General features: G+C 34.5%; 18 protein-coding genes. 6 read left to right on the forward strand and 12 right to left on the reverse strand.

The annotated features are described in order from the left end of the window. Positions 1–5 precede the first annotated feature (5 nt). The 8 genes from NU09_RS03150 to NU09_RS03185 form a co-directional block, all read right to left on the reverse strand. Positions 6–644 (reverse strand): peroxiredoxin, encoded by a 639-nt coding sequence (locus tag NU09_RS03150; RefSeq protein WP_129749801.1) that lies wholly within the window; start codon positions 642–644, stop codon positions 6–8. Between the two features lie 110 nt (positions 645–754). Beyond that, a complete protein-coding gene (gene nhaC / locus NU09_RS03155; protein ID WP_129749802.1) occupies positions 755–2,230 on the reverse strand; it encodes a Na+/H+ antiporter NhaC in 1,476 nt (491 codons plus the stop codon). Positions 2,231–2,328: 98 nt separating this feature from the next. Beyond that, the gene (locus NU09_RS03160) at positions 2,329–2,784 is read right to left on the reverse strand and encodes a DUF305 domain-containing protein (protein WP_129749803.1); all 456 of its coding nucleotides are present in this window, start codon (positions 2,782–2,784) and stop codon (positions 2,329–2,331) included. Between the two features lie 90 nt (positions 2,785–2,874). Further along, positions 2,875–3,369 (reverse strand): TPM domain-containing protein, encoded by a 495-nt coding sequence (locus tag NU09_RS03165; protein WP_165357651.1) that lies wholly within the window; start codon positions 3,367–3,369, stop codon positions 2,875–2,877. A gap of 76 nt (positions 3,370–3,445) precedes the next feature. Further along, positions 3,446–4,834, reverse strand: a complete 1,389-nt coding sequence (gene lpdA / locus NU09_RS03170; protein ID WP_129749805.1) for a dihydrolipoyl dehydrogenase — start codon at positions 4,832–4,834, stop codon at positions 3,446–3,448. 650 nt (positions 4,835–5,484) lie between these two features. Beyond that, complete coding sequence (locus NU09_RS03175) at positions 5,485–6,309, reverse strand: flagellar motor protein MotB (protein WP_129749806.1); 825 nt, start codon at positions 6,307–6,309, stop codon at positions 5,485–5,487. A gap of 63 nt (positions 6,310–6,372) precedes the next feature. Continuing rightward, positions 6,373–7,368 (reverse strand): glycosyltransferase family 2 protein, encoded by a 996-nt coding sequence (locus NU09_RS03180; protein ID WP_129749807.1) that lies wholly within the window; start codon positions 7,366–7,368, stop codon positions 6,373–6,375. Continuing rightward, a complete protein-coding gene (locus NU09_RS03185) occupies positions 7,365–7,817 on the reverse strand; it encodes a type I restriction enzyme HsdR N-terminal domain-containing protein (RefSeq protein WP_129749808.1) in 453 nt (150 codons plus the stop codon). The genes NU09_RS03180 and NU09_RS03185 overlap by 4 nt, the downstream gene beginning before the upstream one ends. Positions 7,818–7,871: 54 nt before the next feature. Here NU09_RS03185 and holA point away from each other — a divergent pair, with 54 nt between their 5' ends. The 4 genes from holA to ettA all read left to right on the forward strand — a co-directional run bounded on the left by holA (position 7,872) and on the right by ettA (position 13,118). Beyond that, positions 7,872–8,876 carry a DNA polymerase III subunit delta gene (gene holA, locus NU09_RS03190; RefSeq protein ID WP_129749809.1) on the forward strand — a complete coding sequence of 335 codons (1,005 nt, stop codon included), beginning with the start codon at positions 7,872–7,874 and terminating at the stop codon, positions 8,874–8,876. A gap of 54 nt (positions 8,877–8,930) precedes the next feature. Continuing rightward, positions 8,931–9,110: a CAL67264 family membrane protein gene (locus NU09_RS03195; RefSeq protein WP_129749810.1), complete on the forward strand. Its 180-nt coding sequence runs from the start codon at positions 8,931–8,933 to the stop codon at positions 9,108–9,110. Between the two features lie 126 nt (positions 9,111–9,236). Then, the gene (locus NU09_RS03200; protein ID WP_129749811.1) at positions 9,237–11,333 is read left to right on the forward strand and encodes an ATP-binding protein; all 2,097 of its coding nucleotides are present in this window, start codon (positions 9,237–9,239) and stop codon (positions 11,331–11,333) included. Positions 11,334–11,423: 90 nt separating this feature from the next. Then, positions 11,424–13,118, forward strand: coding sequence for an energy-dependent translational throttle protein EttA (ettA, locus tag NU09_RS03205; RefSeq protein ID WP_129749812.1), 1,695 nt, complete (start codon positions 11,424–11,426; stop codon positions 13,116–13,118). 29 nt (positions 13,119–13,147) lie between these two features. On the opposite strand, the gene NU09_RS03210 is transcribed toward ettA, so the two are convergent. From NU09_RS03210 to NU09_RS03225, 4 genes are all read right to left on the reverse strand, one after another. Further along, positions 13,148–13,858: a hypothetical protein gene (locus tag NU09_RS03210; RefSeq protein ID WP_129749813.1), complete on the reverse strand. Its 711-nt coding sequence runs from the start codon at positions 13,856–13,858 to the stop codon at positions 13,148–13,150. Between the two features lie 94 nt (positions 13,859–13,952). After that, positions 13,953–14,456, reverse strand: coding sequence for a hypothetical protein (locus NU09_RS03215; protein ID WP_129749814.1), 504 nt, complete (start codon positions 14,454–14,456; stop codon positions 13,953–13,955). A gap of 101 nt (positions 14,457–14,557) precedes the next feature. Continuing rightward, complete coding sequence (locus tag NU09_RS03220) at positions 14,558–15,337, reverse strand: hypothetical protein (RefSeq protein ID WP_129749815.1); 780 nt, start codon at positions 15,335–15,337, stop codon at positions 14,558–14,560. A gap of 50 nt (positions 15,338–15,387) precedes the next feature. Beyond that, a complete protein-coding gene (locus NU09_RS03225) occupies positions 15,388–16,224 on the reverse strand; it encodes a UDP-2,3-diacylglucosamine diphosphatase (protein WP_129749816.1) in 837 nt (278 codons plus the stop codon). Between the two features lie 135 nt (positions 16,225–16,359). Here NU09_RS03225 and aroC point away from each other — a divergent pair, with 135 nt between their 5' ends. Together aroC and NU09_RS03235 are read left to right on the forward strand one after the other, a co-directional pair. Then, positions 16,360–17,418, forward strand: coding sequence for a chorismate synthase (gene aroC, locus NU09_RS03230; protein ID WP_129749817.1), 1,059 nt, complete (start codon positions 16,360–16,362; stop codon positions 17,416–17,418). A gap of 387 nt (positions 17,419–17,805) precedes the next feature. Next, positions 17,806–19,296, forward strand: coding sequence for a T9SS type A sorting domain-containing protein (locus NU09_RS03235; protein ID WP_129749818.1), 1,491 nt, complete (start codon positions 17,806–17,808; stop codon positions 19,294–19,296). Positions 19,297–19,352: the final 56 nt, after the last annotated feature.

The following is a 19,352-nucleotide window of genomic DNA, read 5'->3' on the forward strand; positions in this document are numbered from 1 at the left end:
TTATATTAGTTTACGCTTAAGTAAGAAGCAACACCTGTACGGTCTGCTGTCATAGCTTCTTTACCTTCTTCCCAGTTTGCAGGGCAAACCTCACCTTTAGTTTGTACGTGAGTGTAAGCGTCGATTAATCTTAAGTACTCATTTACATTACGGCCAAGAGGCATATCGTTTACGCTTTCGTGGAAAATTTTTCCTGTTTCGTCAACAAGATAAGTAGCTCTGTAAGTAACATTAGAACCTTCTAAAAGAACTGAATCAGTCTCTTCGTTGTAACCTGCAGTTTCTACATCAAGAATACCAAGGATACTTGAAAGATTTCTGTTAGTATCAGCTAAAAGCGGGTAAGTAACCCCTTCAATACCACCGTTGTTTTTTGGAGTGTTTAACCACGCAAAGTGAACCTCGTTAGTATCGCAAGAAGCACCTATTACAATAGTGTTTCTTTTTTCGAACTCACCAAGAGCAGCCTGAAAAGCATGAAGCTCAGTAGGGCATACAAAAGTGAAATCTTTAGGATACCAGAATAAAAGTACTTTTTTGTTATTATTTACTGCTTCTTCAAAAATGTTAATTTTAAGGTTATCTCCCATTTCTGAGATAGCGTCAACTGCAATGTTTGGAAATTTTTTTCCTACTAAAGACATACTATTATTAATTTATGGTTTATAATTTTAATTCGTTGCAAAAATACATTATAATAGTTTTTAACTATAGTTATAAGTATCATAAATGTTTATTGGGATATAGAATTCCTTTATGCCGAAACAACTCTTTCGGTTAACTGTCTGATTTTAATCCTGAAAGCAGCAAAGATTAAAGTCATAATAGGACTTAAAATATTAAAAAAGGCGTAAGGAAGATAATTTAAGGTAGATACTCCTAATACGCTCGACTGATAGGCGCCACAGGTATTCCATGGGACAAGTACTGATGTTACCGTGCCTGAATCTTCTAAAGTACGGCTCAGGTTTTCCGGAGCGAGCCCTTTTTCCCTGTAGGCTTCAGCAAACATTTTTCCGGGAACCACAATTGCTAAGTATTGATCGGATGCGGTTACATTAAGTACAATACAGCTACTTACAGTACTTGCAAAAAGGCCAAAAATGCCATTAGCAACTTTTAGCATTGCTCTGCTTATTGCTTTTAACGCACCAATCGCCTCCATAACTCCGCCAAAAACCATAGCACATAATATAAGCCAAATGGTTCCTAACATTCCTTCCATACCTTTAGACTCAAAAAGTCCCTGTAATGTTTCGTTTGATGTTTCTACAGAACTTTTAACAGTGATAGAATTCATAATGCCTTTATAGCCCGAAATAAAGTCCAGTTTATTTCCACCACCAATTTTAGCAACCAGTTCCGGTTGGAATATAAGGGCAAACAATGCTCCTAATAGTGTTCCTATAAGCAGTGCTATAAGTGGTTCTGTTTTTTTTACAATTAGAGCGATTACTATAATTGGCACAATAAATAGCCAAGGACTGATGGTAAAAATTTCCTTTATAGCATTTAGTGTCGTTGCTGTATCGGTAGCACCTTCCATGTTCTGTGTTAATCCTAAAATAATAAACAGGATTAATGTAATGATATAGGTAGGTACCGTTGTATATACCATGTATTTTATATGCGTGAATAAATCTGTTCCTGCCATTGCAGGCGCAAGATTGGTTGTATCGGATAGGGGAGACATCTTATCACCAAAATAAGCTCCTGAAATTACGGCCCCTGCAACCATACCCGGATTAATACCTATTGTATTTCCTATTCCTATTAATGCTACACCTACAGTAGCTGAAGTTGTCCATGAACTACCGGTAGCTATTGATATTATAGAACAGATGATTACACATGCCGGAAGAAAAATGTCCGGATGAAGTATTTGTAATCCGTAATATATCATTGCGGGTACTATGCCACTTATAAGCCAGGTGCCCGATAAAGAACCTACAAGTAAAAGGATTAAAATAGCGCCCGATGTAGATTTAATGTTTTTAGACACTTTGTTAAGCATCTTTTCATAAGGTACTTTATTTACAAAACCTACTACTGCTGCAAATGCACCACCCATTAACAGTACAAACTGATTAGATCCGCCAATGGCATTATCCTTAAAAATATAAACGTTAAGTGCTAAAAAAGCGACAAGTAAAATTATTGGGATTAATGACTGAAACAGGGTTATCTGTTTTTCGTTATGTTGAGTAGTTTCGGGTATGTTATTATCCATTTATAGCCTTTCTGTTAAAGAAACGCAAGATAGTAAAATTCTGATATTTAGAGTGAGTATAAACAGTATGAATTTTACGACACTCACACAACAAAGACTTATTTATCTTCCATTCTTTTTAAAATATCCTTCATCTGCTCAATCTCTCTTTTTTGAGATTCAATAATCTGTCTTGAGAGAGCCTGTACTTCAGGATCTTTTAAATCGGCATGTTCACTGGATAATATAGCTGAAGAATGGTGGGGTATCATGGCTTCCATGTATCGTTCGTCATCTATGTAGGCTTGGGTTCTCAACATTACAAATGATGCGGTAAATAATAAAACTCCCGCTATTATAATAATATTGTTTTTTCCTCGGTTTCTATACATTTTCTGCATAAACAGCAACATTACCAGCGCCATAGGAACAACCATTAATATTGTCATATAAAATCGGCTAAGACTCAAGTATATATGACTTTCACTGGCTACATTAGCATACATTACAGCATACATTACTATAAATGAAACAAGCAGCATCAGCAAAAACCTTCCGTAGTTTCCTCTTTCCATTATATTGCAATTTATAGTTTAACAATAGTAAATTTACAAATAATGTACGGTAACTATGTTATAGATAAGTGAAAGTATGAGTTAGGTGTTTTATCTCCACGCTTCTATTATAGCTAGAAGCATAAGTTTTGTACCTATAAAGAAATTTCCTTCTTTGTAATTAGGGATGCCGTGTTTGTTGATTAACTGTTGGCAAAAATCATCATTAATTATTTCTTGTGTCCCTATGCTAGTGTTAATTCTTACACGCCTAAGTTTTTTACTTAATATTATACTCAACCCATTGTTTTTATCAGGTTTACCTATGCCCCAATAGCTAGATAGGTCAATGGTATATTTCTCGAAACTATCATAATTACTAATATTATCGATGGTCGCAACCACAATTTCATTTCCTGTTTCTTTTTCAAACAAGGAAATAATTTCTGTAAGCTCTTTTATTTCTTCTGGGGTATAAATATTTTCAAAATCATTTATATATCCTGTTGTGGGAGGGAACTGAGTGTTATTTTCTTTTTCTTGAGAAGAACACAATGAAATTGAGAATAAGCTAAATAAGAAAAAGAATATTGCTTTAATTTTCATTTGGTTAATTTTTTTATAAATATATAAAATAAAAAATCCGCCATAAGGGCGGATTTTATTATTATCGTTATACTTATTATAAGTGAATAACTTCACCATAAGCATCAGCAACAGCTTCCATCACTGCTTCACTCATAGTAGGGTGAGGGTGAACTGCTTTTAATATTTCGTGACCTGTAGTTTCCAGTTTACGGGCAACAACAGCTTCGGCAATCATATCGGTAACACCGGCACCAATCATGTGGCAGCCTAACCATTCGCCGTACTTAGCATCAAAAATAACTTTTACAAAACCGTCAGGAGTACCTGCTGCTTTTGCTTTTCCTGAAGCTGTGAACGGGAATTTACCAACTTTAAGCTCATAACCTTTCTCTTTAGCCTGCTTTTCAGTAAGACCTACAGAAGCGATCTCAGGAGTAGCATAAGTACAACCAGGAATGTTTCCGTAATCAAGAGGTTCTACGTGCATACCTGCAATTTTCTCTACACAAAGGATACCTTCAGCAGAAGCAACGTGTGCAAGAGCCTGTCCGGGAACAACGTCGCCAATTGCATAGTAGCCAGGGATATTAGTCTGGTAATAGCTGTTTACTAATATTTTATCTCTGTCTGTAGCGATACCAACTTCTTCAAGACCTATATTCTCGATATTTGATTTAATACCTACTGCAGAAAGCACGATGTCTGCTTCAAGAATTTCTTCTCCTTTAGCTGTCTTTACAGTAGCTTTAACTCCGTTACCTGTAGTATCAACTTTCTCTACAGAAGAGTTAGTCATTATCTTGATACCTGATTTTTTAAGTGAACGCTCAAATTGTTTTGAGATATCCTCGTCTTCAACAGGAACAATATTAGGCATAAACTCAACAATAGTTACGTCAGTACCCATAGAGTTATAGAAATGAGCAAACTCAACACCTATAGCTCCAGAACCTACTACAATCATTGATTTAGGTTGTTCTGGCAGGGTCATTGCCTGACGGTAACCAATAACTTTTTTCCCGTCCTGAGGCAGGTTAGGCAGTTCTCTAGAACGTGCACCTGTAGCTATAATGATATGATCTGCGCTTATTTCAGTTGTTTTACCGTCTTTATCGGTTACATCAACTTTTTTACCGGCTTTTACTTTACCGGCACCATAAATAACCTCAATCTTATTTTTTTTCATAAGGAACTGAACACCTTTGCTCATACCGTCGGCAACGCCACGGCTACGCTCAATAACAGCGTTAAAATCCTTATCAAACTCTTTTACTGTAAGTCCGTAGTCTGAAGCGTGTTTAAGATAATCGAATACCTGTGCACTCTTTAAAAGCGCTTTAGTAGGTATACATCCCCAGTTAAGGCAAATACCGCCAAGGTTCTCTTTTTCTACAACAGCTACTTTAAAGCCAAGTTGTGAAGCCCTTATTGCAGTAACATAACCGCCTGGACCGCTTCCTAAAACTATAATATCGTATTTCATCAGTATGTATTTTACCGGTTTAAATTCCGCGTACGAAAATAAGTATTTATTTGCTTATTCTAAAATCTTTGAATTTATTTCATTTTATTTAAATAATAAATAATCTTTATTAAATTTTGTGTAAAAAGCAAATTAAATAACAAAAAATTTAGATGTAATTAACATGTGTTAACATTAATTTTGTAATTTTACTAATGTAAGACCAAACCAGACCCCACAAAAGATCTTTTTCTTTTTTGAATTTTTATAATATTTAAAATCTAACTAATTGTTATAAAAATGTGATACTGAAGGAATATATTAAAATTTAATCCTTTTCAATTAACCAATTTCTACCACAACGCAAATTAAGGATTATGAGAGTTTTTACTTTAATTTTATCGACAATTGCTTTTTTCTCCACAACCTATTACTCAATTGTTGCATTCCCAGATCTGTCAACAGCAAACGGAATTTTGTATTTCTCAATGCTGGTTATTTTACTTTTAATATGTATTACCGGTATGATTTTAAGTATACCTATGGGTAACTCAAAGAAGAATAGAGCTGTTAATAACAGGAAACAACAAAAGCGAAACGAATACTCATTAATTTAAAAATGAAAAAGGCTGCCGATTGGCAGCCTTTTTTTATTATAATAAACTAAAGATTTATTTAGTTTGATTTTTCATTTCTTTTTCAATCATGTCGTAGAACTGATCGATTTTAGGAAGAACATAAATTCTTGTTCTTCTGTTTCTTGCTCTTCCTTCAGCAGTATCGTTAGATTCAAGTGGAATATACTCACCACGTCCAGCAGCAACTAATCTTTGAGGCTCGATATTAAAATCTTCCTGAAGTATTCTTACGATAGATGTAGCACGTTTAACACTTAAGTCCCAGTTATCCTGTAGTACAGGGTTTTTGATAGGCACATTATCAGTGTGGCCTTCCACCATACATTCAAAGTTAGGTTTATCCTTAACTATTGCCGCAACCTTTCCTAAAACTTCTTTAGCTCTGTCGCTTACCTGATAGCTACCGCTTTTAAATAGCAGCTTATCTGCAATTGAAATATATACAACTCCTTTTTCAACATTTACTTCGATGTCCGGATCATTTATACCAACAGCTCTTTTGATGCTAGTTACTAATGCAAGTGTTACAGAGTCTTTACGTGTTAAAGCATCCTGTAGTCTTGTAATTCTAAGGTCTTTCTCCTTGATCATTTCAAGAGATCTTTCAACATTGGCTGCATCTTTAGATGAAAGAGTAGCCATAGTATTGTGAAGGTCAGAGTTGTTCTTTTTAAGGTAATCAACCTGATCTGTCAATGAGCTCTTCTCGGCTAAACAGGTATTCAGCTTCATGGTAGCTGTATTAAGTAGATCCTGGATCTCTTTGTTCTTTGCTTCTAACTCGGCAATCTTCTTTTTAGATCCACAAGATGTCAGCGTCATTGCTGCCAATGATAGTAATAGAACGGTTCTTCTCATAAGATAGAAAGTTTAAATTTAAAACAAAATTATATATATTCCTGCAAATAATAACGCTTTGGTCTATAAACTATTGTTAAAATTTTTCTTACCTAAAATGAAATAATTGTAAACGATACTATTTGTTTTGTAGTAATTTTTATACTGCTTTGATTTTCTTTTGTTTAAAAATTTGAACAGATATAAATAAAAATAAAAATGAGACTTTAAAACAGCCCATAAAAAGGCAAATTTACCCTGAGAAAAAAACCGCATACTTGCCAATCCGTCCTGAAAAAGTCGGACAAACAGTACAGGAAAAAGTTTGCTTTTTGGAAGATTCTTAAGCATCATCCATAATGAGTTCCTAAAGTTGAGAAAAGTTTTCTTTGGGTTTGTATTTTTTAGCGTTGCTCCGCCTACATGAAAAACATGGGAAGTGCCGCAGTATTTTATTTTATAGTTTTGGTTAAATGCACGCCAGCAAAGGTCTATTTCTTCCTGATGGGCAAAAAAGTCTTCATCGAATCCGCCAAGCTCCCAAAAAACATCTTTTCGTATAAAAAAGCAGGCACCTGATGCCCAAAAAATATCTAAAATATCATTGTACTGGCCATTATCCTTTTCAATAGTTTCAAAAACACGACCCCTGCAATAAGCAAAGCCGTATTTATCAATAAAACCACCGGCAGCTCCGGCATATTCAAAAGTATCTCTTTTGTAGTAATCAAGTATTTTGGGTTGTACGATAGCTGTCTCCCTGTCTTTATCAAATAACTCAGCTATTGGTAAGAGCCAGTTAGGGGTAACCTCAATATCAGAATTTACCAAGGCATAAATTTCTTCATCAACTTCCTTAAGGGCCTCATTGTACCCTTTTGCATAGCCAAAATTGCCTTTGTTCTGTATAATTTTAATTTGAGGAAAAGCAGTTTTTACATACTCTACAGATGAATCGGTAGAAGCATTGTCTGCAACATATATAGTCGCATTTTCAGAATATTTAATGATGTAGGGTAAAAACTCTTCTAAAAGTGCTTTTCCGTTCCAGTTTAAAATAACTACGGCAATATTATTCATCGGCTTATTGTAAAGTCAGGCAGGTTACGTAGAAAATTATATTTTTCCTGTTCATAGTCCATATGGCAAAAGTAATGATTTAACCCGTTTGTAACCATCATATAGTTAGCATTAAGAGTCATGTTATAACGGGCTATCTGATCAAATGTGTTTTGAGTAATGGCAACCTGTGGGGCTTTGCATTCAATCAAAAGAAATATGCTTCCGTCAGGATTAAAAACCACTACATCATATCGCTTTGTGAGTCCGTTGATTTTTAATATTTTCTCAACGTTTATATATGATTTGGGATATTTTTTTTCATTAAGAAGGTAATGTACCACATGTTGCCTAACCCATTCCTCTGGTGTAAGAAGAATAAATTTTTTACGTATTTCATCAAAAATGGCGACCTTATTTTCACTATTTTTGAATCGGAAAGTATAATTGGGAAAGTTTAGCTTTTGCATAAAGCAAATGTATAATTTTTTTGATTTTAATTAATTTGACTAAACAAAGGCTTAGTGGACGAGGTAGTAAAAATTGTTAACGATATAAAACAGGGCAATATAAAGCCCATTTATTTTTTTATGGGTGAAGAGCCGTACTATATAGACAGGCTTACCGAGTATATTGAAGACAACATACTTAGTGAAGAAGAGAAAGGTTTTAATCAAATGGTGTTATATGGTAAGGATGTAAGTATTGAAGATATTATGTCCAGCGCCAGGAGATACCCTATGATGGCCGAAAGACAGGTAGTGATAGTTAAGGAGGCTCAGGAACTTTCCAGGACAATTGATAAGCTTGAGACTTATGCCCAGAATCCGCAGCCTACAACGGTTTTGGTGTTTGCCTATAAATATAAAACCCTTGATAAACGTAAAAAGGTTACCAAGCTTTTAGATAAGGCCGGACTGGTTTATGAAAGTAAAAAGCTTTATGAAAACCAAGTAGCCGACTGGATAAAAAGAGTGCTTTCCGGTAAAGGATATACAATAGAACCAAAGGCTGCTGCAATGCTTGTGGAGTTTTTGGGTAACGACTTAAGTAAGATTAATAATGAGATTGAAAAGCTGTTAATAATACTTCCTAAAGGAAGCAATATAACCCCAAAGAGCATTGAAGATAATATTGGTATCAGTAAAGATTATAATGTTTTTGAACTTAGAAAAGCCATAGGGGAGAGGGATCAGTTAAAGGCATATAAAATAGCTGATCATTTTTCTCAAAACCCAAAGGATAACCCATTGGTCATGACTACAGGCTTGATATTTGGTTTTTTTTCACAATTACTTCAATATCACGGTTTAAAGGATAAAAGCGCCGGTAATGCTGCAAAAGTACTTAAGGTAAATCCTTATTTTATGAAGGATTATGATATAGCTCTCCGTAATTATCCTATGAAAAAAGTTAGTGGTATCGTTAATGCTTTACGAGATATTGATGTAAAAAGTAAAGGAGTAGGGGCTAATGCCATATCTCAGGCCGATTTACTTAAAGAGATGCTTGTAAAAATATTTAATTAAATAAAAAGCACGATATTTGCAGGCTAAAACCCTTTATAAATATAATATAACAAAATGGGAATGAACAAAAACACCATCTTCGGGTGGGCTTCATTTATACTGTTCCTTATTGGTGCGGCTCTGGTTCTTTTGGGAGTATTAAAATATCCTGATTATGCTATAGGTTTTTCTGTAGTAGGAATCGGTTTTTTTGCAATCTCCTGGGCATTTAATGCTTTAAAAGGCAGGATTTAAGCATCTTTTTTCTTTTTATCAAAGCTTTGTAATAAATTACTGATTTAACATTTTAAATCAGAATTCATTTTTATTACCTTTACTTATCTTTATTTATTGTTTAAGTAATACCCAAGCCCTACACTAATGGAAAAACAAGCTTTTCCTATACCTGCTAATGAAAAAGAAAGACTCGAAGCTTTACATGATTATAATATTTTAGATACATTCTCTGAAGAGGAGTTTGATGATATTGTTCATTTAGCATCATATATATACAAAACCCCTATAGCTTTAGTGTCTTTTATTGATGAAAAAAGACAATGGTATAAAGCTAAAAAAGGGATGGATGTTTCTGAGTTACCCCGAGAGGAAACCTTTTGCCAGCATGTTATAATGCAGGATGATTTAGTTGAAGTACCAGATGCGACAAAACATCCTATATTTAAAGATAACCCAAATGTAACGGGAGACTTTGGCGTACGCTTTTATGCCGGAGTACCTTTAAAATCTTCAGAAGGTTATAATATAGGTACAATTTGTGTTGTAGATACGGTAGTAAAAGAGATTGATGATGATCAGCGTAAAGCACTTAAAATTTTGGCTCATCACGTAATGAATCAGGTTGAAATAAGAAAAAGAAACTTAGAAATAAGGAAAAGGAACTCAAATCTTCGTGAAGAGGTAGCCAGAATGGCAAAGAAAGAGCTGGAATCCGTAAACAGAGAACTTGAAAGTTATAAAATAGCTTTAGATGAAACTTCAGGGGTTATTATTTTCGATAAAGAAGGAAAAATAACTTTTGTAAATGATACAACATGTAGCATTACAAAATTCAAACGTAAAGAATTAATAGGTAAAAGTATTAAGGATACAAAAACTGCTTACGGAAATACAGGAGCATTCTCGAACTTATGGAATACAATTAATTCAGGTGCTGTATGGAGAAATGAAGTTAACAGTGAAACCAAAGACGGAAAACAGTATTGGGTTGAAGTGGTTGTAGTTCCTTTTTTAGATAGTAAAGGCATTCCTTTTAAATTTGTTGAAATAGCAAATGATATAACCGACAGAAAAGCTGTAGAGGCCGAATTGATTAAAGCAAAAGAAATTGCAGAAAAGGCTATTTTTGTAAAAGATAGTTTTATGGCCAATATGAGCCATGAGATTCGTACCCCAATGAATGCCATAATAGGTTTTACTGATTTACTTGCACGTACTGAGTTAAACGAAAAACAAAAAGAGTTCGTTACTAATGTACAGACAGCTGGTGACAACCTATTGTTAATTATTAATGATATACTTGATCTTTCTAAAATAGAATCAGGAAAGCTTGTAATTGAGAAGTCACAGTTTAATTTAAAGCATACTCTTAAACATGTTTACGATCTTTTAAAAGTAAAGGCTTCGCAAAACGGTGTTGAATTCAATTTATTTCTGGATGCCAATATGCCGGAAACAGTTTTAGGGGATAAGGGGCGTATAAATCAGGTATTAATGAATCTGGCAGGTAATGCACTTAAATTTACCGAAGAAGGAGAGGTTACAATTTCTGTAAAAAAGATTGATGATACCGATGGTAACTGTAGGCTTAAGTTCTCTATAAAGGACACAGGTATAGGTATACCAGAAGATAAACTGAATACTATATTTGAACGTTTTACCCAGGCAGAAGAAAGTACTACCAGGAGATTTGGAGGAACAGGATTAGGGCTCAATATCGTAAAGCAGCTTGTGGAGCTTATGGATGGAGAGCTTGGAGTAAAAAGTACTTTAGGAAAAGGATCGGAGTTTTATTTTATACTTGATTTTGATAAGACTTGTGAGTCCGGTACCATAGAAGAAAAAGTTGAAGAAAAACAACCAGCCGAGAGCTTAGGTAGCCTTTCTATAATGCTTTGTGAGGATAATATACTTAATCAGCATCTTGCCAAAAACATCATAAAGGGATTTGGATTTGATATTGATATTGCCAATAATGGGCAAGAAGGTATAGATTTATTGGCTAAGAACAACTATGATTTAATTCTTATGGATTTGCAGATGCCTGTAAAAGATGGTTACCAAACAACTGTATTTATAAGGGAGGAATTAAAAAATAATGTTCCTATTATAGCAATTACTGCACACTCATTAATAGGGGAACAGCAAAAATGTTTTGACTTAGGAATGAACGCTTATGTATCTAAACCTTTTAAACAGCATGAACTTCTTGAGAAGATATATGAGGTGATGGAGAAATAATAAAATCATAAATAAGTGCGGGTAATTTGAAATCTTTATATTTCAGATTATCTTTGCTGCTACTTAAAACTAAATTAATCAAATTACATAATGTCAGACGATAAGAAAGTAATATTTTCAATGTCCCGCGTAAGCAAAACTTACCAGGGAGCTAACAAACATGTACTAAAAGATATATACCTAAGCTTTTTTTACGGAGCTAAAATTGGTATCCTTGGTTTAAACGGATCTGGTAAATCATCGCTTCTTAAAATTATTGCGGGAGTTGATAAAAGCTACCAGGGAGATGTTGTTTTTGCACCGGGATATACTGTTGGGTATTTAGAGCAGGAACCACAACTGGATGAAAATAAAACAGTAATCGAGATAGTTCGAGAAGGTGTAGCAGAAACGGTTGCTTTACTTGATGAGTTTAATAAAATTAATGACATGTTTGGCCTTCCTGAGGTTTATGAAGATGCAGATAAAATGCAGAAACTTATGGACCGTCAGGCTGAATTACAGGATAAAATAGATGCATCAGGTGCATGGGAACTGGACACTAAGCTTGAAATAGCAATGGATGCTCTTCGTACTCCGGAACCGGACACACCTATTAAAGTGCTTTCAGGAGGTGAAAGAAGAAGGGTGGCTTTATGTCGTTTACTATTACAACAGCCAGATGTATTATTACTGGATGAGCCTACCAACCACCTTGATGCAGAGAGTGTACTTTGGTTGGAGCAACACTTACAACATTATGCAGGTACTGTTATAGCGGTTACTCACGACCGTTATTTCCTTGATAATGTCGCTGGATGGATTCTTGAACTTGACAGGGGAGAAGGTATTCCGTGGAAAGGAAACTACTCTTCTTGGCTTGATCAAAAATCAAAACGTTTAGAGCAGGAGGAAAAAACAGCTTCTAAAAGAAGAAAAACTCTTGAAAGAGAGCTTGAATGGGTTAGACAGGGAGCTAAAGGCCGTCAGACAAAACAGAAAGCCCGTTTACAAAATTACGACAGATTATTAAATGAAGATCAAAAACAGCTTGAAGAGAAGCTAGAGATTTATATCCCGAACGGACCAAGACTTGGTACTAATGTAATTGAAGCTAAAGGTGTTGCTAAAGCATTTGGTGATAAACTATTATATGATAACCTAAACTTTACTCTTCCTCAGGCAGGTATTGTTGGTATTATTGGTCCTAATGGTGCCGGTAAAACAACAATCTTCAAGATGATAATGGGACAGGAGAATCCGGATAAAGGAGAGTTTACTGTAGGAGATACTGTAAAGATTGCTTATGTAGATCAGTCGCACTCTAACATTGATCCTGAAAAAACAATTTGGGAAAACTTTTGTGACGGACAGGAACTAATCATGATGGGAGGCCGTCAGGTAAATTCAAGAGCTTACTTAAGCAGGTTTAATTTTAGTGGTAGCGATCAGAATAAAAAAGTAGCTACACTTTCAGGTGGTGAGAGAAACAGGCTTCATTTAGCCATCACTCTTAAAGAAGAAGGTAACGTATTGCTGCTGGATGAGCCAACAAACGACTTAGATGTAAATACATTAAGAGCTCTTGAAGAAGGTCTTGATAACTTTGCAGGTTGTGGAGTTATTATTTCGCACGACAGATGGTTCCTTGACAGAGTATGTACACACATCCTTGCTTTTGAAGGAGATTCTGAAGTATACTTCTTTGAGGGAAGTTTCTCTGAATATGAAGAGAACAGGAAAAAACGTTTAGGAGGTGATTTAACACCTAAGCGTATTAAATACAAAAAACTTATTAGAGGATAATAAAAAAGGAGGCTAATTGGCCTCCTTTTTTATTTTATCAGTTTTATTGCAAGAATAAGAACAACTATGTTAAGCGGTATAAACCAAAACAGCCAGTTAAGTGTATTCTTTTTGGTTCTGTTTGATATAAAATCACTAGTCTTGGTGTAAATTAATTCTGAAGCTTTTTCATTATTGCCTGATTTAATTACTTCAAGGCTTTGGTTTACAAACTCAAAAAACGGTAGTCTGTTTAAAAAGAACAAAATTACTTTTTTTGCTATCCCGGGCAGATTATCAAATTTATTTACAATACTGTTTATGTTTACAGAAGCGGTGTTAAGTTTTTCATGATTCTGAATTTTATTCTGAACCTGAAAGACCGTAATATCACATATCTTTTTAAAAACCGGAGTAAGTCCTTTAGATATTTCTAAATAGAAATTAAAGGTGATATATCTGTAAGCTTTATAAGCATATAATCCTGTAAAAATAATTCCTAATAGTAGTATTACCAGTGGAGTATACCAAGGTTTTTCAGATAAGTCAAAAAGGGAATAGGCTAACCAGGCTAAATTAATTGAGGCGATAAGAAACAGGAATAATGATGTTTTCAGAATCCCTTTAGTTCCTGATTTAATAATGGAAATAGGCTTGTTAAGCTGCTTTATTTTTTCAATTGTTTTTTTATCAACTTCAAAGCTGAATTCTTTTTTAGTTCCGGCTGATGTTTCTAATTCTAATGTAAATTCTTCTTTCATAATTAGTAAGGTTGGTTAATGAAAGCCAAATATAAAATAAACAATAAAAAAAGCCCTGGTAATACAGGGCTTTTTTTATTGTTTATTACGCTTATTAGAATCTGTAACGTACACCTAAAGCAATATCCGGTCCAAAGTCGTCTTCACGGAAATCATCGGCAAAATAAATCTCAGGTCTAAAGTCTAGAGATAATTGTAATGGTATATCAAAGTTGTACTCAATACCAATATCTCCTGCAAGTAGGGCATAGAATCCGCTGTCATCGTCGCCGTCATAATAAGGAGGACGATTATCTTTATCAAAACTCCATGTTCCAAAACCACCACCTACACCGGCATACCAGTTAAAGCCACCTTCAATGTTCCATACCCATTGGTATAAACCAACAACTTTAAAAGCATCATAATTATCTGAATCTCTCCATCCTAAGTCTACCTCAAGTCGGTTATTACTGGCTAAAAGACGCTGATATGAAACCTCAAAACCAAATCCGTCATTTTCTCCAAGTCTTAAACCTAAGGCATTTCGCCTATCCTGTGCATTAGTGCTTAATACTAATCCTAGTAGTAAAAAAGCTGATAAAAATAGTTTCTTCATAATGTTGTTTTAGTTATTTATTTAACAAATATACCATGTTGCTTTTTGTAAGAATACTATCTTTTCAAATATTTAACATCTTTGTTTAAGCCTGATTTGGCTTATTCAACATTATAAGAAGACAGAGTTTCTTCCTGATGTTGGCTATAGGATTGAGGAATAGGTAGTTCAATTGTGGGTAAGCTGCTTAAAGCATATTGGGTATTAGTTGAAGTGTGAATCATACCTATGTTTTCTGCATAATACTGTGTTGAGACAACTACATCCTGAGCAGGTAATAATGTATAAGGGAACGGAAAATCAGGTATAGAAACCTGTACCTGCATATTTAGTTTTACAACACTTGCTTTTACATTATTATATGATTCATTATTTGAAGTAGTAAAGGAAGGATAGCTTTCTCCAGCCTCAGAAGATAGTGTATAATTAATGGTAATATTAAAACCTTCTAATTGTTGTTGGGTACTTCCGTTTACTGAAGTTAATTGTGTACCGGCTGTTGCATTGGAGTCAAAAATTATAAAATCACTAATAGTTAAATCTAAAGGGAAATCAGGTATACCGGTATCAACACCGCCACTTAAATATAGTTTACCATCAGTATTTCTTAGCCCGTTACCTCGTAGTGAAGTAGAATAAAAGCCAATAGGGAATGACTCAGTTTTAAATTTTTTATAAATATTACCGTTAATAGTAGTGTCATTTGAAATGTATATTGAATCCTGTCCTGTTATTCCCTCCATAGTTATATCATAAACCCAATAATTACCTGTTGATAGAGGGATAGCATTATTTACTCCTGAAACAGAACTATCATCGTCTGAAGAGCAGGATATTAGGAATAAGCTGAAAATAAGTAGTAAGTAGTGATTTTTTTTCATTGTTTTTGGTTGAAATTAGAAGACTAATATAAACCAAAAATAGCTACTGATTATTTTTTATTAAAAAGTAACGATGCTATAAGTTCATTGCTTAGTTGGGTCTCCATTTCAAAATACTCCTCTTCATCGTTAAGCTGGACTTTTATCTCATCCATATGACGGTATAATTTCCATCTCTTTTTGTGATATTCAAGTGCTGTAAGGTTTTCTATCCAGTCACCGGAATTTAAATAAGTAACAGAACCTTTTTTGTTTTCCTTGTTAAGCATTTTAGGTTCATGAATATGTCCGCATACAACATAATCGTATTGATTTTCAATTGCCAGATCTGCAGCGATAGTCTCAAAATCAGAAATAAACTTTACAGCTTTTTTTACTCCCGATTTGATTTTTTTTGAAAGGGAATAAGGTTCTTTCCCCATTTTTACGAGGCACCAGTTTACAAAACGGTTTAACAGTATAAGGTAGTCATAACCAATACCGCCAAGTTTAGCTATCCATTTGGCATGGTTAACTGAGCTGTCAAAGACATCCCCATGAAAAAACCATGCTTTTTTATTGTCAAGCTCAAGTACAACCTTATCTACTATAGAGAAGTTTCCTATAGTTGTGTCGCTGAATTTTCTTAGCATCTCATCATGATTACCAGTAATGTAGTATACACGAGTTCCCTTAGAAGCGAAATCAAGCAGTTTTTTTACTACTTTCATATGTGGTTTCGGGAAGTAAGATTTTCTGAATTGCCATATATCTATTATATCACCATTTAAGATAAGTGTTTTTGGCTTAATTGTAGAGAGATAAGCCAAGAGTTCTTTTGCATGGCACCCATAGGTTCCTAAGTGTACATCAGAAAGAACTACAACATCAACTATTCTTTTTTTCATTAAGAATGTTTTATTGCAAAATAGACGGATTAACTTAAACTGGTGGTTAATTAAACATTAATTTTAGGTTTTTTGGAATCTGACTTAATTAAGGAGTATAAAACATTAAATTTGTAAACAAACTATTACTTAATCATGGCAGGAAATACTTTTGGCAATATATATAGGTTATCATCTTTTGGGGAATCTCACGGAGAAGCAATTGGAGGGGTTATAGATGGATGTCCGCCAAATATAGAATTAGACCTTAATGTGATCCAAAAAGAACTTGATCGCAGAAAACCGGGGCAATCTGCAATAGTAACACAAAGAAAGGAAAATGATGAAGTAGAATTTCTTTCAGGAATATTTGAAGGAAAAACTACAGGTACACCTATAGGGTTCATTGTGAGAAATACAAATCAAAAGTCTAAAGATTATTCTCATATAGCTGATACTTACAGGCCATCGCATGCTGATTATGTTTATGAAAAAAAATATGGCATAAGGGATTATAGAGGAGGAGGGAGGAGCTCTGCTAGGGAAACAGTGAGTAGGGTAGTTGCCGGAGCTATAGCAAAACAAATAATTCCTGATATAAAAATTAATGCATTTGTATCTTCGGTAGGAGATATATTTATAGATAAGCCCTATCAGGCACTGGATTTTTCTCTTACTGAATCTAATGATGTTCGCTGTCCTGATTTAGCCACAGCAGAAAAAATGGAAGCTTATATTAAAGAGATAAGAAAAGAAGGAGATACTGTGGGAGGCACAATAACATGTGTAATTCAAAATGTTCCTGTAGGACTAGGCGAGCCGGTATTTGATAAACTACATGCAGAGTTAGGTAAAGCAATGCTCTCTATTAATGCCGTAAAAGGTTTTGAATATGGAAGCGGGTTTTGCGGAGCTAAAATGAAAGGGAGTGAACATAATGACCTATTTAATACTGATGGAAGCACGAAATCAAACCTTTCGGGTGGCATACAGGGAGGAATAAGCAACGGAATGGATATTTACTTTAGAGTTGCCTTTAAGCCTGTAGCAACAATAATGCAGGAACAGGAAACAATTAATAGTAAAGGAGAAGTGGTTAAAATGCAGGGTAAGGGCAGGCACGACCCTTGTGTGGTTCCTAGGGCTGTACCTATTGTAGAGGCCATGGCTGCAATGGTAATAGTTGATTTTTACTTACTTAGTAAAGTATATTAATTTTGCTTTTATGAAAAACAATTACTTTTTGCTCTATTTTGTGGAGCTGTTTTTTCTGTAAATGATAAATATCTTATTTTAAGGTTAACTTTAATAGTTACAATCCTTTTATTATTAATTATATTAGGAGAGTTTACTCAAATTGATGTAGATAGTAATGTCTCTCAAGTGCAATTAAATGTTTAGACTTATCAATCGGCTGTATTTAATGAATATAAATTCAGTAGATGCAGTTCTTACTAAAAAAATAGTTAAGAATTAATAAAAAGAGTTAATATCTAAATAAAAAAGAGGGTCTAAAGCCAGTTTTTTATTTAATGTAAATAATAACACTTGTTTGATACTTTTTTTTTATTATTTTTGAGGTAAAATTATAAAACTATCATCATGAAGAAAAAATTACTTTTAGGAGCAATTTTATTTGCCTCTTTTTTAACGGCAAATGCTCAAGACAGTTGTGATGCGGCAACAGCTGTAACAACAGGTCAATACAGTGTATCAGCTATTAATGGTGCATATGAGGCAGGTTGTTATGCAGGAAACAGCCAAAATGCACCTGCAGCTGAGTGGTATGCTTATACTGCAACAGCTAACGGATATTTAACTGTTTCTAGTGCTATTACAGGAAATGCTAATGGAGAGGCAGGTATAGATACAAGATTGTCTATACTAACAGGTACTTGTGCAGCTCTAGAGTGTTATGGATATAACGACGATGTTGATCCTAATGCTACTACTCCAGACTACAGGTCTGAGGCTACTGTACCAGTTGAGTCTGGAACTGTATATTATATTGTATGGGATAACAATTGGCAAAATCAAGCTTTTGTATTTGATGTTACTTTTACTGCTGCTGATTGTGTTAGCCCAAATGTATTTGGTTTTCAATCGCCTTCAGTAGGAACTGACTCAGCTTCATTAAGTTGGATGGCAGCTCCTGGTTCTCCCGATTATGATGTTATGTATGGGGCTATTGGTTTTACAACAGACGACACTACAGGAACAACAGTGAGTGTTGATACAAATTCAGCAGATCTTTCAGATCTTCCTGCTGAAGCTAACTTATGGTATTATGTAAGATCAAACTGTGGTGATTCACAAGGTGACTGGGTTGGTCCTTTTGCTTTAACTTTAGCTGCTGGTCTTGATTATTCTAATGGCTTTGATGATGCAGCTAACAGAGCTGATGGATTTAGAAATTTAGCAGGATGGGGACTATCTACAGATGAGAATGAAGGTGCTACTTTGTCACATTCTCCTACAGGTTTCCTTTTTTCAGCTTTAAGTACTACTGGAGCATCTAATTCTTGGATATTAGCTAAGCCGGTTGTTTTAGCAGCAGGGGAAGAAGTTACTTTTTCTTACTATGCGCAATTATTAACTAATAGTACTACACTAAATGCAACATTAAATGTTACAGTTGGAATGTCTTCTGATATAAGCACACATGATATTGTTGATACTTACACATTTGCAGGTTCAGCTGCTTATGCTAATCATACGTTTACTTATACTGCAGATGTAGCCGGAACTTATTATTTTGCTTTTAATAATGCATCTGCTCAGGCAACAGGTAATAATTTTATCTTATTAGATACAGTTTTACTTGATTCTAACTTAGGTTCAGAAGATTTCCTTGCTTCTCAATTCTCTATCTATCCAAACCCTGCATCTGATGTAATCAACATTGCTAATGCTGAAAACATCCTTGTAAACGGTGTGCAGATTGTTGACCTTAACGGACGTGTTGTTAAGTCTGCTAAATTCAACGGAGTTACTGAAGCTCAAATCAACATCTCTGACTTATCTTCAGGAATGTACTTAATGAATGTATCTTCAGATCAAGGTACTATAACTAAGAAAATCGTTAAGAAATAATTTCTTATAGTTATAAAAATTAAAAGTCCCGCATTTGCGGGACTTTTTTATTTGTT

The sequence above is a fragment of the Flavobacterium beibuense genome, assembly GCF_004151245.1.
Lineage (GTDB): Bacteria > Bacteroidota > Bacteroidia > Flavobacteriales > Flavobacteriaceae > Flavobacterium > Flavobacterium beibuense_A.